A 19,406-nucleotide genomic window follows, 5' to 3' on the forward strand; every position below is an offset into this window, starting at 1 on the left:
TCACGACCAAACATCGCGCATCCGGGGCTGAGCGGGCATGAGCGCGCGCATCATCAACTTTGTGCTGAAGAACCGGCTCTTTGTGATCGGTTTTCTTCTCACCATCGTCGGGCTGGGTATTATCGCGCTGCAGAAAATTCCCATCGACGCGTTTCCCGACGTGACCAACAATCAGGTGCAGGTCATCACCACCGCGCCGACACTCTCGCCTCTCGACGTGGAACGTTTCGTCTCGTATCCGATCGAGAATGCGATGAACGGTTTGCCCGATGTCGAGATAGTCCGCTCCATCTCGAAACACGGGCTGAGCGTTGTGACGGTGGTGTTCAAGGACCGCGTCAACGTGTATTTCGCGCGGCAGTTGATTTCGGAGCGCTTGAGCGGCATGCGGTCGGAACTGCCGGAGAGCGCGGATCAACCCGTGCTCGGACCGATCTCGACGGCCCTCGGAGAGATATACCAGTACGTGGTCGAGGGCGCCGATCGCAGCGCCATGGAGCTGCGCAGCATTCAGGAATGGATCATCAAGCCGCAGTTGAAGACCATACCCGGCGTGACGGAAGTGAACAGTTTCGGCGGATTTGTGCGCCAGTATCATATCCTGGTGGACGCGGAGAAACTGGCCGCGGCCGGACTCACGCTCGAGGAAGTCCAGGCCGCCGTGGCGCGCAACAATCTGGGCGTCGGGGGCAATTTCCTCGAGGCGAACGGCGAGTCGTATATCATCCGGGGTCTGGGATATCTCGCGGGTGAAGCCGACCTGCGTCGTCTGGTGGTCTCGTCGCGCGGTGGCGTCTTTGTGCGGATCTCCGATGTGGCTGATGTGCGCGTGGGCCCCGAGACGCGCGCCGGCGCGGTGACAAAGGACAGCTCGGGCGAAGCTGTGACGGGCATCGTGATGATGCTTCGCGGCCAGAACAGCCGCGATGTGATCGAGCGGATCAAGACCAAGGTCGAGGAGATAAATGCCTCTCTACCTCCCGGTGTTGTGATCCGTTCCTTCTATGATCAGACCGAACTCGTCAACAACACGATCGCGACGGTCGAAACGAATCTCATCGAGGGTGGTATTCTTGTCATCGTGGTGTTGTTCTTCTTCCTCGGCAACTGGCGCGCGGCGCTGATCGTCGCGGGAGTGATCCCGCTCGCCATGCTCTTCACCTTCATCGGGATGGAGTGGCTGGGCCTTTCCGCAAATCTCATGAGTCTCGGAGCGCTCGATTTCGGCATGATCGTCGACGGCGCCGTGGTGTTGATCGACAACTACGTGCGGTCGATGCAGGCGCAACGCGGACTCGCGCGCAGGCGCATCGACATCATCGCCGAGAGCACGAAGGAGGTCGCGCGTCCGATCACTTTCGGCGTGCTGATCATACTCATGGTGTACATCCCCATCCTGAGTTTCCAGGGCATGGAAGGGAAGATGTTCGCACCGATGGCATACGCGGTGGGATTTGCGATACTCGGATCCCTTATTCTCATTTTTACCTTCGTTCCCGTCGTCTCGTCGTTTTTCCTCACCGTGCCCGAGCGCATTCGCGAGAACATCGTGATCCGTCACCTCACGCCGCTGTACCGTCGCGCGCTGGTCTGGTCGCTGAGGCACTACAGCCGCACGTTCGGTACGGCGTTCGGCGTACTCGCGGCATCGCTGCTGCTGCTCGGCTTTCTCGGGTCGGAATTCCTGCCGGAGCTGGACGAGGGCTCCTTCCTGCTTGAAGTCAAACGCCTTCCGAGTGTCGCGCTGTCGGAATCAGTGGAAAGGGGAATCGCGCTGCAGAAGAAAATACGCGCCATTCCGGAAGTGCGCGCCGCGGTGTTCAAAACCGGCAGGCCGGATCTTGCGAACGACTACATGGGCGTGCATGAGACGGACTGCTTCATCATGCTTCGTCCGCGCAAGGAATGGCGGGACGGCGTGACCAAGGCCGACATAGGGGCGCAGATCGAGGAGATCGTCGCGCGCGAGCCCGGCATCAGCTACAACATCACACAGCCCATAGCCATGCGTGTGGACGAACTCGTGGCCGGTGTCAAGTCGGACATCGCGGTGAAGGTGTTCGGCGAGGACTTCGATGTTTTGAACGCGGTGGCCCGCGATATTTCGGCGCTCGCGTCATCGATCGAAGGCACGGGCAATGCGATAGTGGAACAGACATCGGGGCAGACCTACCTCGACGTCACCATGGATCAGGAACAGCTTGCCCGCTACGGACTCGATGCGGCCGCCGTGCTCGACGTTGTGGAGATGGCGATAGGCGGCAAGGCGGTGTCGGAGGTGCTCGAAGGCACGCGCCGCACGGCGGTGGTGCTCCGCCTCGGTGAAGCGCACCGCAACTCGATACAGGCGATACGCGACGTGCTGGTGGATCTTCCGTCCGGCGGACGCGTCCCGCTCTCCTCCCTTGCCCGCGTGGAGGCGGTGGAGGGGCCCGTGCAGATCAGTCGCGAAAAAGGACAACGCCGCATGGTGGTCGGCATCAATCTCGCGGATCGTGATGTCGGCAGCTACGTACAGGATCTGCGCGCGAGCATCGGGACCTCCCTGAAGCTGCCTCCAGGCTATTTCCTCGAGTACGGTGGACAGTTCGAGAATCAACAGCGCGCGATGAGCCGCCTCCTGCTTGTGGTGCCTCTTGCACTGCTCATCATCTACCTGCTGCTTTTCACCATGTTCGGCAAACTGCGGCACGCCATGCTTATTCTGACGAATCTGCCCTTCGCGTTGAGCGGCGGACTCATCGCTTTGTGGCTGCGCGGACTCAACATCAGTGTCACCAGCGCCATCGGGTTCATCGCGCTGTTCGGCGTGGCTGTGCTGAATGGCGTTGTGCTGGTGGAACACCTCAATCACCTGCGCCATACCGGTCGTCCGTTGGATGAGGCGGTGACCGAGGGCTCCATCGACCGCCTCCGTCCGGTGCTGATGACGGCCCTTGTGGCGAGTCTGGGCTTCCTGCCCATGGCGCTGAACACGTCGCAGGGCAGCGAGGTGCAGAGGCCGCTTGCCACGGTGGTGATCGGCGGTCTCATTACATCGACGCTTCTCACGTTGCTGGTGCTTCCGACACTCTATGCGTGGATTGAACGACGCGTGGAACCCTCGATGAGCGGCATGCAGACCTTGCGCCGCATCGTTCTGCCGAAGTCGTTCTGGTGATACGTTCGGGTGTGATTTTCTCGTGAGAATGTCGTACTCTACAACTGCTATGACACCTGATTATCAATACCGGTCCCTGCCGCGGCTCGCCGCGCGCTGCCTGATTCTCGGGGCTGTTATTGCAGGCATGCTCGCGTGGCATGCCGGTCAGTGGCGCTACGACGACACCGGCGCCGCGCGTCATCATCTCAATGTCTTTAATCCCTGTGCCGTGCCCCCCGCGGCGCCGGATCATGACAAAGGCGCGTCCTACCGGTCGAACGCCGTCGCGGTTTGCGCGACCCATAAACGTGCTGTCCGTCAGGTGCGCAGCGCCGGGATCGACTCCCGCCGTGCGCGTGTGCGCGTCGTGTATGACGTCTACATCTGTCCGGAATACGTCCCGCGTAGAGGAAACGAACGGCTTACAAGGGCGCCGCCCGCCGGCGTGTGGATGAACGCATACACCTGTTGAACGCGTCATTTCTCACGCCATTCCGGAGGTTTTCCATGGCCGAACAAGAAAAGGGCGGAAGCGCATTTCCGCGCGAATTTCTATTCATGGCACTCGTGATAGCAGCGGGTCTCGCCGCGCTGCTCCTCAAACTCCTGGGAGTGTTCTAACACACGGGAGTATCGGATCGGATACTCTGATATCACCGAAGCAGTTACTGCGGACGTCCCCCGGGGCGTCCGTCTTTTTTTCTGGCCCGCATCTCGAGTCCGTACACCAGCATCGCCCCCGCACACGCGCCGACAAGATCCGCGAAGGCGTCGAGCATGCTGGCCGAACGCGCGACGGCGAGCATCTGCAGCACCTCCGTCGCTGTGCCGAAGGAACTGGTTGCGAGCGCCACGGCGACGGCCGCGAAGAGGCGGTCTCCGCCCTCGGCCACCGTGATGGATTTCCGCAGACACACGGCCTGCACGAAGAACAGGACGGTGTGTACGGTTTTGTCGTACGGGACGGGGAACGGCCAGTAGGGCAGTGTTGGAACAGAGTCACCGGGCACGAGAAGCACAAAAAGAATCATGGCCGCCCAGCCGGCCGCGAGCATACGCCACAGGGTGACGTTTTTCGAAAGGGTCATGCCGTGGAAGGTGTGAGCAGGCGGAGCGTTTCCGGGATATGGTCGAGAATGTCGCCTGCGATCAGTGAATGAATCCCCGTCACCGCCGCGCTGCGGTCGCCCGCCTGGCCATGGACAAAGGCGCCACAGATCGCGGCGGCGACAGGATCTAATCCCTGTGCAAGAAATCCGGCGAGCAAGCCCGTCAGGACATCTCCTGACCCGGCCGTAGCCATTCCGGGGTTCCCGGTGCTGTTGACGAACACACGGCCGTCGGCCGTCGCGATCACAGTGGGTGCGCCTTTTAAAAGCAGCGTGCAGCCGTGCGCGCGCGCGAAACTTCGCGCGCACTCGACGGGATCGCGCGAAACATCCTCGCGTGTCATGCCGCTGAGCCGCTGGAATTCACCCGCGTGTGGTGTGAGTATCGAACGACCCGCGTTGGCGGCCAGCACGTCGAGGTGTCCTGTCAGCGCGTACAGCGCGTCGGCATCGATGACGAGCGGAAAATCGGCCGCGCCGATCAGCTCACGCGCACACGCCTGCGTCTCCTCGTCACGGGAGATGCCGGGACCGATGGCGGAGGCGCGTGACGTCCGCATGCGTTCGAGCAGGCCGGACACCGCGTCGCGCGCGAAGGCAGCACCCGAGGTCGCGGGCATGGGGCAGAGAATAACTTCAGTGAGTTTCTGAACGAGCGCGTCGTGCAGGGGCGCGGGTGTTGCAAGGAAACTGATGCCCGCCCCGGCTCGCAGTGATGCGAGTCCTGCAAGCGCTGCCGCACCTGTCATCCCGTATGATCCCGCGGCAATACAGACGCTGCCGGCCGCGTACTTGTGTGCGTCGACGGCTCGCCGCGGCAGCATCCCCGCAACGTCGCCTGATTCTATCAGCCAGGTGGATGTCGCTGCGGAGTAATATCCCGCGCGCGGCATGCCGATGTCGATGACGTCCGTGATACCGCTGTGGTTCCGTCCGTCCGCAAACAGATGTCCGCGCTTCAGGCCGCCCATGGCAGCCGTCCAGCGTGCCATGATGGCTCCGCCCGTCGCCTCGCCTGTGTCGCTGTTCACTCCGGTCGGAATATCGACGGCAAGGACGGGGAGAGCGGCGTCGTTCACCTGGCGCACGTAGGCGCTCACCGGATCATGTAAGGCGGATGTCAGTCCTGTGCCAAGCAGCGCGTCGATCAGCAGATCCGGGCGCGTATCGAGCGCGGCCTGCAGCGATCCGTCATCCAGTACGTCGAGCCGCCCCAGCGTTGTGTCCGCCAGAGCAGCGCGCAGCATCGTCAGGTTCGCTTCGGCATCGCCGTGGCTATCAAAGGCGAGCGCGAGCACTGTCGCCCTTGCTCCGCGGTTCAGCGCGTGGCGTGCCATGGCATATCCGTCGCCGCCGTTGTTCCCCCGCCCGCACAGAAACAGGAGGTGTTTATCCTGTAATCCGCCGAGGCACTCTTCGGCAAGATCCACCGCGCCTCGCGCGGCGTTTTCCATCAGCACTATACCCGGCACGCCGTAGCGCGTGGTGGCTGCCTCGTCGCAGCCGCGCATTTCTGCCGCGGTGAAGACGGGTTTCATGATCCGGGGAGCTGCTTCACCACGTCGATAAAGAGGCGGGGGAAAAGTCCGAAGAGCAGCACGCCGGCCGCTGAAAGGAGCAGCGAGGCGAGGCCCAGCCCGCCGACCGGCACGGCAGCGCTATCCTCATCCGTCGTGAAATACATAACAACGATCACGCGCAGGTAATAGTACAACGAGATCATACTGGTCACCACGCCCGCGATGGCGAGCCAGATCGCGCCGTCTTTCACCGCGGCGAAGAACACGTAGTATTTTCCGAAAAATCCGCTGAGCGGCGGAAGGCCGATAAGAGAGAGCAGAAACAGGGTCATCAACGCGGCAAGCAGCGGCGATGTGCGGCCGAGTCCCGCAAAACGTTTCACGGATGCGTCGCCGTCGTTTGCTGACTCGACCAGCGCCACGAGACCGAAGGACCCCGCGGTGGTGAACACGTACGAGAGCAGATAGAAGAGCACGCCAGTCATCCCGTCGAGCGACAGCGATGAAATTCCGACGAGCATGTAGCCTGCGTGTGCGATGCTGGAATAGGCGAGCATACGCTTCACGCTGTCCTGCGCAAGCGCGGCGACGTTGCCGACCAGCATCGAGGCAGTGGCGAGCACGGCGATCGTGATCCCTATGCGGTTGTCGCCGGTGTCGAACGTCATCGAGAAAAAGACGATGATCGCGGAAAATGCGGAGGCCTTGGCAGCCGTGGCCATGAAAGCGGTGACGAGCGTGGAGGAGCCGTCGTACACATCGGGCACCCACATGTGGAAGGGAACCGCGCCGATCTTGAAGGCGAAACCGACCAGCAGCAGACCGAGTCCCGCAAGAAAGACGGGCGTGCCATGCGAGGCCGTTGAACGCATGATGATCTCATATCCCGTGCCACCGGTTGCGCCGTATATCAGCGCGATGCCATAGAGCATGAAGCCCGTCGAAAAGGCGCCGAGCAGGAAGTACTTCAGGGCCGCCTCGTTTGCGCGGCGCTGCGCGCGCAGCAGACCCGCCAGAACGTACAGCGAAACCGACATGATCTCGAGTCCGATAAACGCGGCGACGAGATCGTACGCAGTGGCCAGCGTCACCATACCCGTGAGGGACAGCATCACGAGGATGTAGAACTCGCCGTAATGCGCGCCGATCTTCGGCAGAACTTCGCGCGCGTGCAACAACGCGAGCGCGGCCGCAAGCAGCAGGATGACCGTGATGATGCTCGCGTAGCCGCCTGTCACGATCATGCCCGAGAAGGCGATCCCGCGTTCTGGAAACATCAGCACGGCGTAAACGAGCGCAGCGGCGATGCCCGCGAGCGACAGCAGGAACACGCCGTGCTCCGCGTCCTTGCGGAACGTGTGCAGGAGTATCACGAGCAGACTGCTGACAATGAGGGCGCTGAGGGGCGCGGCGGCGAGTGTGTCGGTGAGGAGTTGCTGCATGAGGTCTACGGGACTGTCGGGTTGCAAAATCGGAGTCTAGTGTGCTGAAAAGAACAGCAGCCACACGAGCGTAAAAATCGGTATGAGTACGGGAATTGAATAACGCACCATGTATCCGAAGAACGACGGCATACGCACGCCGAGCTGCTCGGAGATGGATTTCACCATAAAATTCGGCGCGTTGCCGATGTAGGTGTTCGCGCCGAAAAACACGGCGCCGATGCTGATCGCCTGAATGTATATCGGGTGCATCGCCATCAGGTAACTGACCTGGATGTCGGCCACGGGCACCGACTTCGCGGCCACCATGTCGGCATGATGTGATACCAGCATCGCGTAGGTCTGCTGCACGTCGTGCGCGTGAGCCGCAACGGTGGGCGCGCCCGAGTTGACAAGGGCCTGTACCGCGTCGATCGTGGCGGGTGTCACGAACAAGCCGAATGCCGCGCTCAGAAAGTTCAGGTAGGTCGGGGCATTGTCGAGGAACGACGAGAGCGCGCCAGAGCCCCAGTAGAAATGGCCCGGGGAAGTGATGCCGAGCGACACGGCGTTCGCTTCAAGCCAGTCGAGCGCGGGGACCATCGTTGCAAAAAGACCGATAAACAGGAAACCCACTTCCTTGATGGGCGCGAAGTTGAAATCGTTCGCCTTGTGAATATTCCGGTTGGTCGTGAGATACGAGCCCGCCGCCGCGGCGAGCATCAGTGCTTCGCGCAGATACGGCGGCTCCTGGATGAACACGGCGAGGAGTATTACCAGCAGAAATCCCATGTTGTGCCAGCCCTCGAACTTCGCGTGTTCCTCGCCGGCATGCAGCGACGCGCGCACACTGGCGGGAACCTTGCGGTAGTAGCGGGTGTCGATCACCACAAACACTGCGAGTATCAGGGCTATCGACAGCAGCCAGATCGGCCAGAGATTCGTGAGCACCCAGAAAAAGGGTATGCCGCGCAGATATCCGAGGAACAGCGGCGGGTCGCCGATGGGCGTCAGCGATCCGCCCATGTTGCTCACGATGAAGATAAAAAAGACGACGTGGTAGGGATGGATGCGATATCTGTTGTTCCTGATGTATGGGCGGATCAGCACCATCGAGGCGCCCGTCGTGCCCACGAGATTCGACAGCACGGCGCCGAACAGCAAGAGGATGGTGTTCGACACGGGTGTCGAATATCCCTTCAGACCGATATGCATGCCGCCGGCAACAACAAACAGGGATCCCACCAGACAGATAAAGCTGAAAAATTCGATGCCCGAATGCAGCATACGCACCGGATTCGACAGCACCCCGACGTAGTACACGATGGTGACAAGCGCAAGCGCAACGGAGACGTGCGCGTAGTACTTCTCCCACCAGTGTTTGTGAATGAAGGGCATGAGCGCGATGGCCAGCAGCAGAAGAATGAACGGGGCTATCATCGCGGGGTGCGGCTGCGACACCGCATGCGTCTCGGAGGCGCGCGCGGTAACGACGGGAATCATCGCGGCCGCAGTTGCCGCGAGTCCGAATGTGCGGAGTCGGAACGTCATGGGAATGGGATCACTTCGACGCGGCGGCGGGTGCGGGAGCAGTCGCGGGCGCGGAAACGCTGTGATACTGCCCGACGATGCGTTTCATCGTCGGTTCTGTTTTTGAAAGGAAGGTGGAGGGAAACACGCCGATCCACACGATGAAGACGAGAATCGGAATAAGCAGTCCGATTTCCCGGCGCGAGAGATCCGCGATGCGTGTGTTCTCGTCATTGCGCGTCGTGCCGAACACCACGCGCTGGAACATCCACAGCATGTACACGGCCGATAACACGACACCTGTGGATGCAAACACGGTGTACCAGATGGAACCGAGTGTCACGGAGCCGAAGGACCCGAGCAGGATCAGGAATTCACCCACAAAACCGTTGAGTCCCGGCAGCCCTATCGACGAGAGGGTGACGATGAGGAAGATGGTCGAAAAGACCGGCACGTGGCGCGCCAGGCCGCCGAAATCCTCGATCATACGCGTATGCCTGCGGTCGTAGATCATTCCCACAAGGAGGAAGAGCGCGCCCGTGGAGAGTCCGTGGTTGATCATTTGAATGAGTCCGCCCTGCATGCCCTCGACGGTCAATCCGAAAATGCCGAGCAGGATGAAACCCATGTGGCTGACGGACGAGTATGCCACGAGCTTCTTCACGTCTTTCTGCACCATCGAGACGAGAGCGCCGTAGATGATGCCCGCCACGCCGAGCCCCGCGAGCCATCCCGCGTACTCGAGCGTCGCGCCGGGAAAGAGCTGCACGTTGAAACGCACCAGGCCGTAGGTGCCGAGTTTCAGCAGCACACCCGCGAGTATGACCGATCCACCCGTGGGCGCCTCGACGTGTGCGTCGGGAAGCCATGTGTGAAGCGGGAACGCGGGCACCTTGATCAGGAAACTCAGGGCGAAGGCCGCGAACAGCCAGGCCTGCGCCGGTGCGGGAATCTGCGGGGCAAGGGCAAGCAGCGCGGTGAAGTCGGTGGTGAAAACACCTCCGGGCAGCGTGGACGCGTACCATCCCATCCAGAGTATCGCAATCAGCATGAGAAGGGAGCCGACCATCGTGAAGATGAAGAACTTCACGGTGGCGTACACGCGGTTCTTTCCGCCCCAGATGCCGATGATGAAGTACATCGGGATGAGGATCACTTCCCAGAACACGTAGAAAAGGAACGTATCGAGCGAACAGAAAACACCCAGCATGCCTGTCTCGAGCAGCAGCATCAGGAAGAGGTACAGCGGCACCTGCTTTGTGACGGACTTCCACGATGACACGATGACGATCGGTGTCAAAAACGTCGTGAGCAAAACCAGCAGCAGAGAAAGTCCGTCGATTCCCACATGGTAACTGACGTTGAACGACGGGATCCACAACGTCTTTTCGATGAACTGCATCGAGGCGTTCGCGGGATCGTAGGCGAAGTAGAGAGGCAGGGAAAGGAAAAACAGCGCGGCGCTAATGGCGACGGCGCCGGCCTTCATGACGCGCTCGTTGCGGCGCAGAAGTAACAGCAACACGCCGGCGGCCGCGGGCGTGAAGATCAGAATGCTCAGCAGGTTCGGGATCATGGGCATTGTCAGGCGAGGAGAAGCAGTCCGAGTACGATGAGGATGCCGGCGACAATCATGGTCGCATAGGTCTGCACGACGCCGGTCTGGATCAAACGCATACCGGCCGCCGTCCTGCCGGTGATGGTGGCGAGTCCGTTGACAAATCCATCGATGAGACGTGTGTCGACGATTCGCGCGAGCACGCGGTCGGAGACTCCGACCAGCGGACGGACGATGGCGCCTAGATAGGCCTCGTCGATGTAGTATTTGCGGGCGAGGGTCCGCTGCACACCGCCGGCGCGCGCCACGAAGGACTCATCGGCCGAGGGATTTGCGCGGTAGATTTTCCGGCCGAACCAGAATCCTGTCACCCCGATGGCCACACTCACGGCCATGAGAATGTACTCCGTCGCATGGCTGTATTCGTGGCCCGCGTGCAGATGCGCCGCGGCCGGAGCAAAGATGGGATGCAGCCACTGATGCAGGGCGTTGCCGCCGCCCAGAGCCGCGGGCACGCCGAGGAAGCCGCCCACCACGGCCAGCGCGGCCAGCAGTATCAGCGGTATCGTCATCGTCGCGGGCGACTCGTGCGGATGTTTGCCGGCCTCCCAACGCGGGGCGCCGTCGAAGGTCAATGTGACCATGCGGAACATGTAGAACGCCGTCATCAGCGCGGCGGCCGCACCTATCATCCACAGCAGCACGGATCCATCAGCGAAGGCGCTCCATAATATCTCGTCCTTGCTGAAAAATCCCGACAGAGGCGGGAAGCCCGCGATCGCGAAACTCGAGATGAGGAAGGTCCAGTACGTGCGCGGCATCACGGATTTGAGTCCGCCCATGCGGCGGATGTCCTGTTCCTCGTGCATGGCGTGTATCACCGATCCGCTGCCGAGGAAGAGGCAGGCCTTGAAAAACGCGTGTGTCATCACGTGGAAAATGCCCGCGGTGAATGCGCCGACACCCAGGGCGAGAAACATGTACCCGAGCTGGCTCACTGTCGAATAGGCAAGCACTTTCTTGATGTCGTTCTGTGCGATGCCGATCGAGGCGGCCACTATGGCGGTCAGGGCGCCGATCACGGCCACCACGGCCATCGTGTCGGGTGCAAGCGCGTACAGCAGCGAATTGCGCGCCACCATGTACACGCCGGCGGTGACCATGGTCGCGGCATGGATGAGGGCGCTCACGGGAGTGGGACCCGCCATGGCGTCGGGCAGCCAGATGAACAGAGGAATCTGCGCGCTCTTGCCGGTGGCGCCGATGAAGAGCAGCAGCGTGGCCCACATGATGGTAGAATTGCCCGGACTGTATGAGGCCGCTCCTTCAAAGACTTCGCGGAAAGTCAGCGAACCGAATTCGCGGAAGATCAGGAACATGCCGAGCATAAAGGCGAAGTCGCCGATGCGGTTCACCCAAAAGGCCTTGTTGCCCGCGTCGCCGGTCCACACAATGCCCGTGCCTTCGAAATTCCTGTCGTACCAGAAGCCGATCAGCAGATACGAGCACAAGCCCACGCCTTCCCACCCGAGGAACATCAGCACATAATTGTCCGCGAGCACAAGATTGAGCATCGCGAAAATGAAGAGGTTCAGGTAGGTGAAGAAGCGCCAGAAGCCCCGGTCGCCGTGCATGTAGCCGATCGAGTAAATGTGGATCAGGAAACCCACTCCCGTGACGATGAGCGTCATAAGGATCGAGAGCTGATCCACCTGATACGCGGCCGACACGGTGAAGGAGCCCGCGGTGAGCCAGGTGAACAACGGCACGATGTGGCTGCGGTGTTCCGGATCCGCGCCGAGCAGCGAGAAGAAAATGGCAGCGGCAACCACGAAGGGAATGCCGACCGCAAGACTGCCGATCCAGCCGATCAGGTTTTCATTACGGAGCTTCCGGCCGAACAGGCCGTTGAACAGAAAACCGAGCAGCGGGAAAAGGACGATGAGGGGCGTGTAGGCGTGCATGAGACCTCGAGAGACGGCGGATGCCGCGTGTCACCACTTGAGAATGTTCACGTCGTTGATGTCGACTGTCTGTTTGTTGCGGAAAAGCGCAATCACGATGGCCAGGCCCACCGCCGCTTCGGCGGCGGCCACCGCCATCACAAAAAAGACGATGATCTGTCCCGCCGCCGAGCCCAGATAGGCCGAAAATGCGACAAAGGTCAGGTTCACGGAGTTGAGCATCAGCTCGATGCACATGAAGATGATGATGGCGTTCCGACGCGTCAAAACGCCTGCAACGCCGATCACGAACATCACCGCGCTCAGGATCAGATACCATTCGATGGGAATCATAGTCGCGTGGGGCAGGGGTTCAGGGGAATCGTTTCTTCGCCAGCACCACCGCGCCGACAATGGCGGCGAGGAGCAGCAGCGAAGCCATTTCAAAGGGGAAAAGGAAGTTGCGGAACAGCTCGTTGCCGATGCTCTCGACCGTGCCCAGCGTGGCCGGATTCGACTGCGCGTGCGCAAGCGCCTCGGTCGTGAACGCACCGGAACCGCCAAGAAGCGGGATCAGTGCAGCCAGAACGGCCACGGCGAGTCCCGCGCCGCTGTATTGACGCCACGAGCGCGTGTCGTGCAATCGTGCCTCGTCCTGCAGGTTCAGGAGCATGATAACAAACAGCACCAGCACCATGATGGCCCCCGCGTAGACGAGCACCTGCATGATGGCGACAAATTGCGCGTGCAGGGTGAGATAGATGCCCGCCAGCGCGATGAAATTCACGATGAGCAGCAGCGCGCTGTGCATCGGATTCACGCGCGTCACAAGCAGGACGGCTGAAACAACGGCCGTGACGGCCAAAATCACGAAAAAAATGGTCTCAATTGTCACGATTTCTCCACCGGGTAGGAGGGGCGGAAATGGATATCGTTTCAATATACTCGCGCACCGCCTTCAAAACAATCGAAGCCGGCTCCGAATTGGGGAAAACAGGCGCTATTTGTGGCTTCCGCGGATAATCATTGCCTCGCGCAACTCCGCGGGAGGCAGGGGTACGGGCCCGCGAATGAGCCAATCGTCGATGCCTGTCACGGGTTGGACAAGACGAAGCGTGTTGCACGCCCACATGGCGCGATACGTCGGGATGTCCTGCGAACGTGGAGCGGACCTCGAAACACGAAACCCGCGTTCCTCTAGAAACAAACAGATGTGACGCGCGGCGATGCTGTCGAGGCGCTGATCGGATGGAGTGATGAGCCACTGTTCGCCGTCCCATGCGATCAGCGCCGCGGTGCTGGTCTCGAGCAACGAGCCGTCCGGGGTCCGGAACACGGCATCGTCGAATCCGTTGCGCCCGGCGTTCAGCCAAGCCGCGCGATACATGCCGTAGCTGAGTGTTTTCCAACGGGCGAACGGGGATGGATGCGCAACATCCACTGTCTGCAATCGGTACGGAGCCGACACCGCGGGCCGTATGTATCGAGTTGCCGTGATGCAGAGTGTCGGATCTTGTTCAGGACCGGAAGCGCGGCTCACGATGATTTTGACGCGCGCCTCGTCATTCGCGAGAGCGTTGGCGCGCAGAACCGCGTCGATCGCGGCATCCAGCTCGGCATCCGCGGGGACCGGTGTGATATCCAAAAAGGACAAGGTGGTCCGCAATCTTTCGTAGTGGTCGGCCCGGAACTGCGGCCGCCCTTCGCGCGCGAGGAGTGTCTCGAACGCGCCGTCACCGTATTGAAAGCCGGCGTCGAGCGGGGAGATGGCGGCCTCCGCTGCGGGGACAAGCCGACCGTTCAGATACAGAACCGCCATGTTCATAGGGCGCTCCCGGGGCCGTGGGTGTCCTCGTGCGAGGGGAGGAAGTTCCGGGCCTTTGCCAGAGTCTCCTCGTATTCCGCATCCGGATCCGAGTCGTGCACGATGCCCCCGCCGACGGACAGGTGGAAACGTCCGCGTGCCAGTATCATGGTCCGTATCGCCACGCTGAGATCGATGTCGCCGTCGGCCGCCGCGTGGCCAATGGCGCCGGTGTACACGTGCCGCGCAACTTTTTCGAATTCCTCGATAAGCTCCATCGCGCGGATGCGCGGACAGCCCGTGATGGACCCGCCCGGGAACATGGCGCGCATCCATTCGGCAAAACCGGCTCCGTCGTGTTGTATTCCGCGCACTGTGCTCACCAGATGATGCACGTTTGCGTACGATTCAACGCGTTTGTGTTCGTGCACGACAACGCTTCCGGGGAGGCACACCCTGCTCATGTCGTTGCGTATGAGGTCAACAATCATCGAGAGTTCCGCGTCATCTTTTGCACTGCGGAGCAGCTCCTCGACTATGGCAGCGTCGGATGCGGGATCCTTGCCCCTCGGCCGTGTACCCTTGATGGGACGCGACTGCACCGCGTCACCCTCGCGGCGCAGAAACTGCTCCATCGACGTCGAAAGCACGAGGTGATCACCCGCGTTAATCCACGCGTAATACGGGGCGGGATTCGAACGGAAACGCGCGGTCCAGTACGCGAACGGATCTCCCTCGAATTCACCGTCGAAGCGTTGCGAGAGATTGATCTGATAGATGTCACCATCACGGATGTGTGTGCGTGCTTTTTCCACCATGCGGCAGTATTCGTCCCTGCCATGTGTGGAATGGTTGGCGCGAAGCCGCGGTGTTTTGCCGTGTGGAATCGGGTCCGCCGTTGCGCCCAGCACATCGAAAGCGCTGCCGTGCACGTCGGTGTAGGTGACGCGGAATTCACGCATCCGATGTGTTGCGCGTTCGTGAATGCGTATGAGCGTCGGCAGCATGAGCCACATTTCCGGCAGGGACAGGTCGTCGGTCGCCGTGCGGAGCAGGCGTTCGATGCTGTCCTTCAACTCGTACGCAAAATATCCTGCGAACCGCGGGGTCGGCATATCTCTACCGAAATCCGTCCGCAGTTGCTCGAGCATGCCGTCCACGGCGTCGAGCGGATGTGCCGCTACATGTCTGACACCGCTGCTGTCGCGCCATTCCAGCGAGCCGGGTTTGTATGTGAGCAGGGCTGCGGGTTCCGCAAAAAGCCAGGACCGCCGTGCCTCGGCCGATCCGCCTCCGCTGAGCAACAGCACTGTGTTTGCGCGCCGACATGCCTCGTCGCAGAGGGCGACAAATTCCTCGTCGCCGAGAAGCGCGGGAGCAGCACTCTCGGTGATCGATGCCACACGGATATGCGGAAGCGCCGCCGTCATATTTTGCCTCGTGATGCGGCTAAGTGCGCCAGACGGAGCACGTTCGAGGCCAGCATATCCCCGTGCGCCGTCATGAAGGATTCGGGATGGAATTGTACGGCGTTGATCGCCAACGACGTGTGTTCGAGGGCCATCGCGACGCCGTCCGACGCTCGCGCTGTGATGCGCAATCCCTCGCCGAGATCTCCGATGCACAGCGAATGATAGCGCGCCGCGGTGAAAGGGGACGGGATGTCGGAGAAGACACCTTGTGCCTCATGAGTTATTGAATCGGTCTTGCCGTGCACCGGACACGGGGCATGGATGGTGCTTCCACCGAAGACTTCGTTGATCACCTGCATGCCGAGGCAGACGCCGAAAATCGGCAGCCGGCCCGCGAATTTCCCGACCAGGGCGGCGCTGACGCCGGCGTCACGCGGCGTGCCGGGTCCGGGTGACAGCGCCAGCAGGTCTGGTAAAGAGCCCTCGACGAATGTGTCGTCCACCTCGTCATTGCGTCGCACCACAACCTCGGCGCCCGCGCGGCGGAACAGGTGCACGAGGTTGTGTGTAAACGAATCGTAATTGTCGATGAGCAGGATGCGCATGCGGGAAAATATCGAGAAAGGAAACCAACACGAAACTGCCGTGGCCTCCCGCAGGCCATGCGGGTCCGCTCTTGCGTCGGCAGGCGTCAACGATTATATTACATCGCTATGCCATCCTAGCTCAGTTGGTAGAGCAGCTCACTCGTAATGAGCAGGTCGTCGGTTCGAGTCCGATGGATGGCTCCACAAAACAGGTCCCCGCGCAGGGACCTGTTCCATTGTGTGCTCCACGTTTCCGCCTTGACACGGAAGGGGAACCCGTGTTACATTACTGTGCGTTGTTGAACGCTTCTCTTATCAAGAACGGCTGAGGGATCAGGCCCTGTGACGCCGTAGCAACCGGTTCCGTCAACCTCACGGAATGACAGGTGCTCCATCCTGCCCCCGCGAGGGGGAAAGATGAGACGAAGACGGCATCCGGTTCCCGGCCACCTCTTCCGATCATCGTGAAGAGGTTTTTTATTGGCCGCCGGCCGAAGGAGTTCATCATGAGTGCAGTACACAATAACAATCCGCGACACGTCCACATTCTTGTCACACACGCGCTGTGTGATCCGGGCGGATCGGCCGCGATTACAGTGACGGTTGACCCACGCATAGGTCTCGACGTGTGCATCAGATCGTCCGGTGTTGTCCGGGGCGTGGAAGCTCCCATCGAGACGAACAACTCACGGGACGGGCGCAGCGACGTACCGGAGGCCCTGTACCTCTACGTGCAATAGTCCATTCTCCTGCAGTCGCCCTTTCTCCGCATCCGGGAAAGCGGTATATTGATACAATTTTGTGAAAACGCACAATATTTTCTCCCAAAAGGACACACAATGTCATACCTCTTCACATCTGAATCCGTTTCAGAAGGGCATCCCGACAAGGTCTGCGACCAGATATCGGATGCAGTGCTCGACGAGATACTGAAAGCCGATCCCACAGCCCGCGTCGCCTGCGAATGTTTTGTGACGACCGGCTTCGTCCTGGTCGGCGGTGAGATAACCACGCGCACCTTTGTCGACATCCCCGAGGTTGTGCGTCGCACGATCCGTGAGATCGGGTACACGAAGGCGGAGTACCGCTTTGATGCCGACAGTTGCGGCGTCGCGTCGCATGTGCATCAGCAGTCCGGCGACATCGCGATGGGTGTGGACACAGGCGGCGCCGGTGACCAGGGCATGATGTTCGGCTACGCGACGAACGAGACCCCCGAATACATGCCCATGGCCATCGTGTACGCGCACAAGCTGGTAGCGCGGCTCGCGGAAATCCGGAAAATGAAATCCTCGCCCATGCCGTACCTGCGGCCCGATGCGAAGTCGCAGGTCACGATCGAATACAACGGGCGCAAACCCGTGCGTGTGCACACCGTCGTGATTTCGACACAACACGATCCCGACGTCTCCCAGAAGCGCATCCGCGAGGATGTGGTCAAACATGTCATCAACAAGGTGATTCCCAAGAAGCTGCTTCCTGTCGCACCCGTCATACATGTGAATCCGACAGGCAAATTCGAGATCGGCGGACCGCACGGCGATTCCGGACTCACCGGCCGGAAGATCATCGTCGACACGTACGGCGGCCGCGCACCGCATGGCGGCGGCGCGTTCAGCGGCAAGGATCCCTCGAAGGTTGACCGCAGCGCCGCCTATGCGGCGCGGCATCTCGCGAAGAATGTGGTCGCCGCGGGACTCGCCGACGAGTGTACCATACAGGTAAGCTACGCGATCGGCGTCGCCCAGCCCGTCTCGATCAATGTCGACACGCACGGCAGCGTCAGGCAGGGCCTCACCGACGAGCAGATCGCGGATTTTATCCTGCACAACATCGACATGACGCCGACCGGCATCATCAAGCGCCTCAAGCTCCGCCGCCCGATATATCGCAACACCGCCGCCTACGGACATTTCGGACGATCGAATCCGGAATTTACCTGGGAAGGCCTCGATCTCGTGAAAACCTTCAAGAAAATCGGCTGACGTCCGCTGCAACTCCGCACGCGGCTCATTTTTCCACACCACACACTATCCCCCCAACCCATGCCTACACCCAGCAAGAAGAACTACAAAGTCAAGGACATCCGCCTCGCCACGGAAGGCCGCATGAAGATCCAGTGGGCCGAGAGCCGCATGCCCGTTCTCATGGCTCTGCGCGAAAAATACAGCAAGACCAAGCCCCTGAAGGGTTTCCGCATCGCCGGCTGCCTGCACGTCACGAAAGAGACGGCGGTGCTGGTCGAGACACTCTCCGCGGCCGGCGCCGACGTGAGCTGGAGCGGGTGCAATCCATTGTCGACAAACGACGAAGTCGCCGCCGCTCTCGCGGCAAACGGCACCTCCATCTATGCGTGGCACGGCATGAGCGTGAAGGAATTCTACTGGGCCATCGAGCGGACACTCGACTTCAAGCCCAATCTTACGCTCGATGACGGCGCGGATCTCATCTTCACCATTCACAGCAAACATCGCGACCTCATTCCCGCGGTGCTCGGCGGCACCGAGGAAACAACCACCGGCGTGCACCGCCTCCGTTCCATGGCCGCGGCCGGCGAACTCAAGTATCCGATCATCGCCGTGAACGATGCGGAGACCAAGTGGGACTTCGACAACGTCTACGGCACGGGGCAGTCGACTCTCGACGGCATTCTCCGCGCCACGAGCGTGTTGTTCGCAGGCAAAAACGTGGTCGTCGCGGGCTTCGGACATTGCGGCCGCGGTGTTGCCGAGCGCGCGAAGGGACTCGGTGCAAACACCATTGTGACCGAGGTGAAAGCCACAGCCGCGCTGAAGGCGACCCTCGAAGGCCACGAAGTGATGACGATGGACCAGGCCGCGAAGGTCGGCGACATCTTTATCACCGCGACGGGCGTGAAGGACGTGATCCGCGACCGCCACTTCCGTTCGATGAAGGACGGCGCCATCGTGTGCAACACCGGCCACTACGATTGCGAGATCAACATCCCCGAACTCGACGCCGTCGCCAAATCCAAGCGTACCATCCGTACGAACAACGAAGAGTATCTCATGAAAGACGGACGCCGCATCTATCTGCTTGCGCAGGGCCGTCTTGTCAATCTCGCCGCGGCGGAAGGACATCCCTCGGAAGTGATGGACATGTCGTTCGCCAACCAGTTCATGGCACAGCTCCGCATCGCCGAACTCGCGAAGAAGGGCAAGCGCCTCGACGTAGGAGTGCACGACATCCCCGTCGAGCAGGACCAGGAAATCGCAGGCATCAAGCTCCGCACCATGGGCTACCGCATCGACAAGCTCACGGCCGAGCAGCGCGCGTATATGGACGATTACAGCGCGGGTACCTGATCCGGCTTCATTGAATTCCCCAGAAAGCTGTCGCCGACGCCCGCCGTTTGTGAC

At 60.9% G+C, this 19,406-nt stretch carries 16 protein-coding genes, 1 tRNA gene and 1 riboswitch; of the genes, 6 read left to right on the forward strand and 11 right to left on the reverse strand.

Going from position 1 to position 19,406, the window contains the following annotated elements; translation table 11 throughout:
- Positions 1-37 precede the first annotated feature (37 nt).
- Positions 38-3,160 carry an efflux RND transporter permease subunit gene (locus HY962_05260; protein ID MBI5646321.1) on the forward strand — a complete coding sequence of 1,041 codons (3,123 nt, stop codon included), beginning with the start codon at positions 38-40 and terminating at the stop codon, positions 3,158-3,160.
- Positions 3,161-3,209: 49 nt separating this feature from the next.
- Positions 3,210-3,614 (forward strand): hypothetical protein, encoded by a 405-nt coding sequence (locus HY962_05265; GenBank protein ID MBI5646322.1) that lies wholly within the window; start codon positions 3,210-3,212, stop codon positions 3,612-3,614.
- 193 nt (positions 3,615-3,807) lie between these two features.
- On the opposite strand, the gene vanZ is transcribed toward HY962_05265, so the two are convergent.
- The 11 genes from vanZ to HY962_05320 form a co-directional block, all read right to left on the reverse strand.
- Positions 3,808-4,230 (reverse strand): VanZ family protein, encoded by a 423-nt coding sequence (gene vanZ, locus HY962_05270; GenBank protein ID MBI5646323.1) that lies wholly within the window; start codon positions 4,228-4,230, stop codon positions 3,808-3,810.
- Complete coding sequence (locus HY962_05275; GenBank protein ID MBI5646324.1) at positions 4,227-5,789, reverse strand: NAD(P)H-hydrate dehydratase; 1,563 nt, start codon at positions 5,787-5,789, stop codon at positions 4,227-4,229. Before HY962_05275 ends, vanZ begins: the two co-directional genes overlap by 4 nt.
- On the reverse strand, positions 5,786-7,213 hold the full coding sequence (locus tag HY962_05280) for an NADH-quinone oxidoreductase subunit N (protein ID MBI5646325.1): 1,428 nt from the start codon (positions 7,211-7,213) through the stop codon (positions 5,786-5,788). The genes HY962_05275 and HY962_05280 overlap by 4 nt, the downstream gene beginning before the upstream one ends.
- 36 nt (positions 7,214-7,249) lie before the next feature.
- Entirely contained in the window at positions 7,250-8,695 is a 1,446-nt protein-coding gene (locus tag HY962_05285) for a sodium:proton antiporter (protein ID MBI5646326.1), read from the reverse strand.
- 58 nt (positions 8,696-8,753) lie between these two features.
- Positions 8,754-10,304 (reverse strand): NADH-quinone oxidoreductase subunit M, encoded by a 1,551-nt coding sequence (locus HY962_05290; GenBank protein MBI5646327.1) that lies wholly within the window; start codon positions 10,302-10,304, stop codon positions 8,754-8,756.
- 2 nt (positions 10,305-10,306) lie between these two features.
- Positions 10,307-12,244: an NADH-quinone oxidoreductase subunit L gene (gene nuoL / locus HY962_05295; GenBank protein ID MBI5646328.1), complete on the reverse strand. Its 1,938-nt coding sequence runs from the start codon at positions 12,242-12,244 to the stop codon at positions 10,307-10,309.
- 30 nt (positions 12,245-12,274) lie between these two features.
- Positions 12,275-12,577, reverse strand: a complete 303-nt coding sequence (gene nuoK, locus HY962_05300; GenBank protein MBI5646329.1) for an NADH-quinone oxidoreductase subunit NuoK — start codon at positions 12,575-12,577, stop codon at positions 12,275-12,277.
- Positions 12,578-12,596: 19 nt separating this feature from the next.
- On the reverse strand, positions 12,597-13,118 hold the full coding sequence (locus tag HY962_05305) for an NADH-quinone oxidoreductase subunit J (GenBank protein MBI5646330.1): 522 nt from the start codon (positions 13,116-13,118) through the stop codon (positions 12,597-12,599).
- Between the two features lie 105 nt (positions 13,119-13,223).
- Entirely contained in the window at positions 13,224-14,048 is an 825-nt protein-coding gene (locus tag HY962_05310; GenBank protein MBI5646331.1) for an aminotransferase class IV, read from the reverse strand.
- Positions 14,045-15,457, reverse strand: coding sequence for an aminodeoxychorismate synthase component I (gene pabB / locus HY962_05315; protein MBI5646332.1), 1,413 nt, complete (start codon positions 15,455-15,457; stop codon positions 14,045-14,047). The genes HY962_05310 and pabB overlap by 4 nt, the downstream gene beginning before the upstream one ends.
- Entirely contained in the window at positions 15,454-16,044 is a 591-nt protein-coding gene (locus HY962_05320; GenBank protein ID MBI5646333.1) for an aminodeoxychorismate/anthranilate synthase component II, read from the reverse strand. Before HY962_05320 ends, pabB begins: the two co-directional genes overlap by 4 nt.
- A 110-nt stretch (positions 16,045-16,154) precedes the next feature.
- On the opposite strand from HY962_05320, the gene HY962_05325 reads away from it, so the two are divergent.
- The 4 genes from HY962_05325 (at position 16,155) to HY962_05340 (ending at position 19,352) form a co-directional block, all read left to right on the forward strand.
- A tRNA-Thr gene (locus tag HY962_05325) sits at positions 16,155-16,230 on the forward strand.
- 105 nt (positions 16,231-16,335) lie between these two features.
- Positions 16,336-16,450, forward strand: a riboswitch (SAM riboswitch).
- 82 nt (positions 16,451-16,532) lie between these two features.
- Complete coding sequence (locus HY962_05330; GenBank protein MBI5646334.1) at positions 16,533-16,766, forward strand: hypothetical protein; 234 nt, start codon at positions 16,533-16,535, stop codon at positions 16,764-16,766.
- A 99-nt stretch (positions 16,767-16,865) separates the two neighbouring features.
- Entirely contained in the window at positions 16,866-18,011 is a 1,146-nt protein-coding gene (locus HY962_05335) for a methionine adenosyltransferase (protein ID MBI5646335.1), read from the forward strand.
- A gap of 60 nt (positions 18,012-18,071) precedes the next feature.
- Positions 18,072-19,352 carry an adenosylhomocysteinase gene (locus HY962_05340; GenBank protein ID MBI5646336.1) on the forward strand — a complete coding sequence of 427 codons (1,281 nt, stop codon included), beginning with the start codon at positions 18,072-18,074 and terminating at the stop codon, positions 19,350-19,352.
- The last annotated feature ends 54 nt before the right edge of the window (positions 19,353-19,406 follow it).

This window comes from Ignavibacteriota bacterium (assembly GCA_016218045.1).
Classification (GTDB): domain Bacteria; phylum Bacteroidota; class Ignavibacteria; order SZUA-365; family SZUA-365; genus JACRFB01.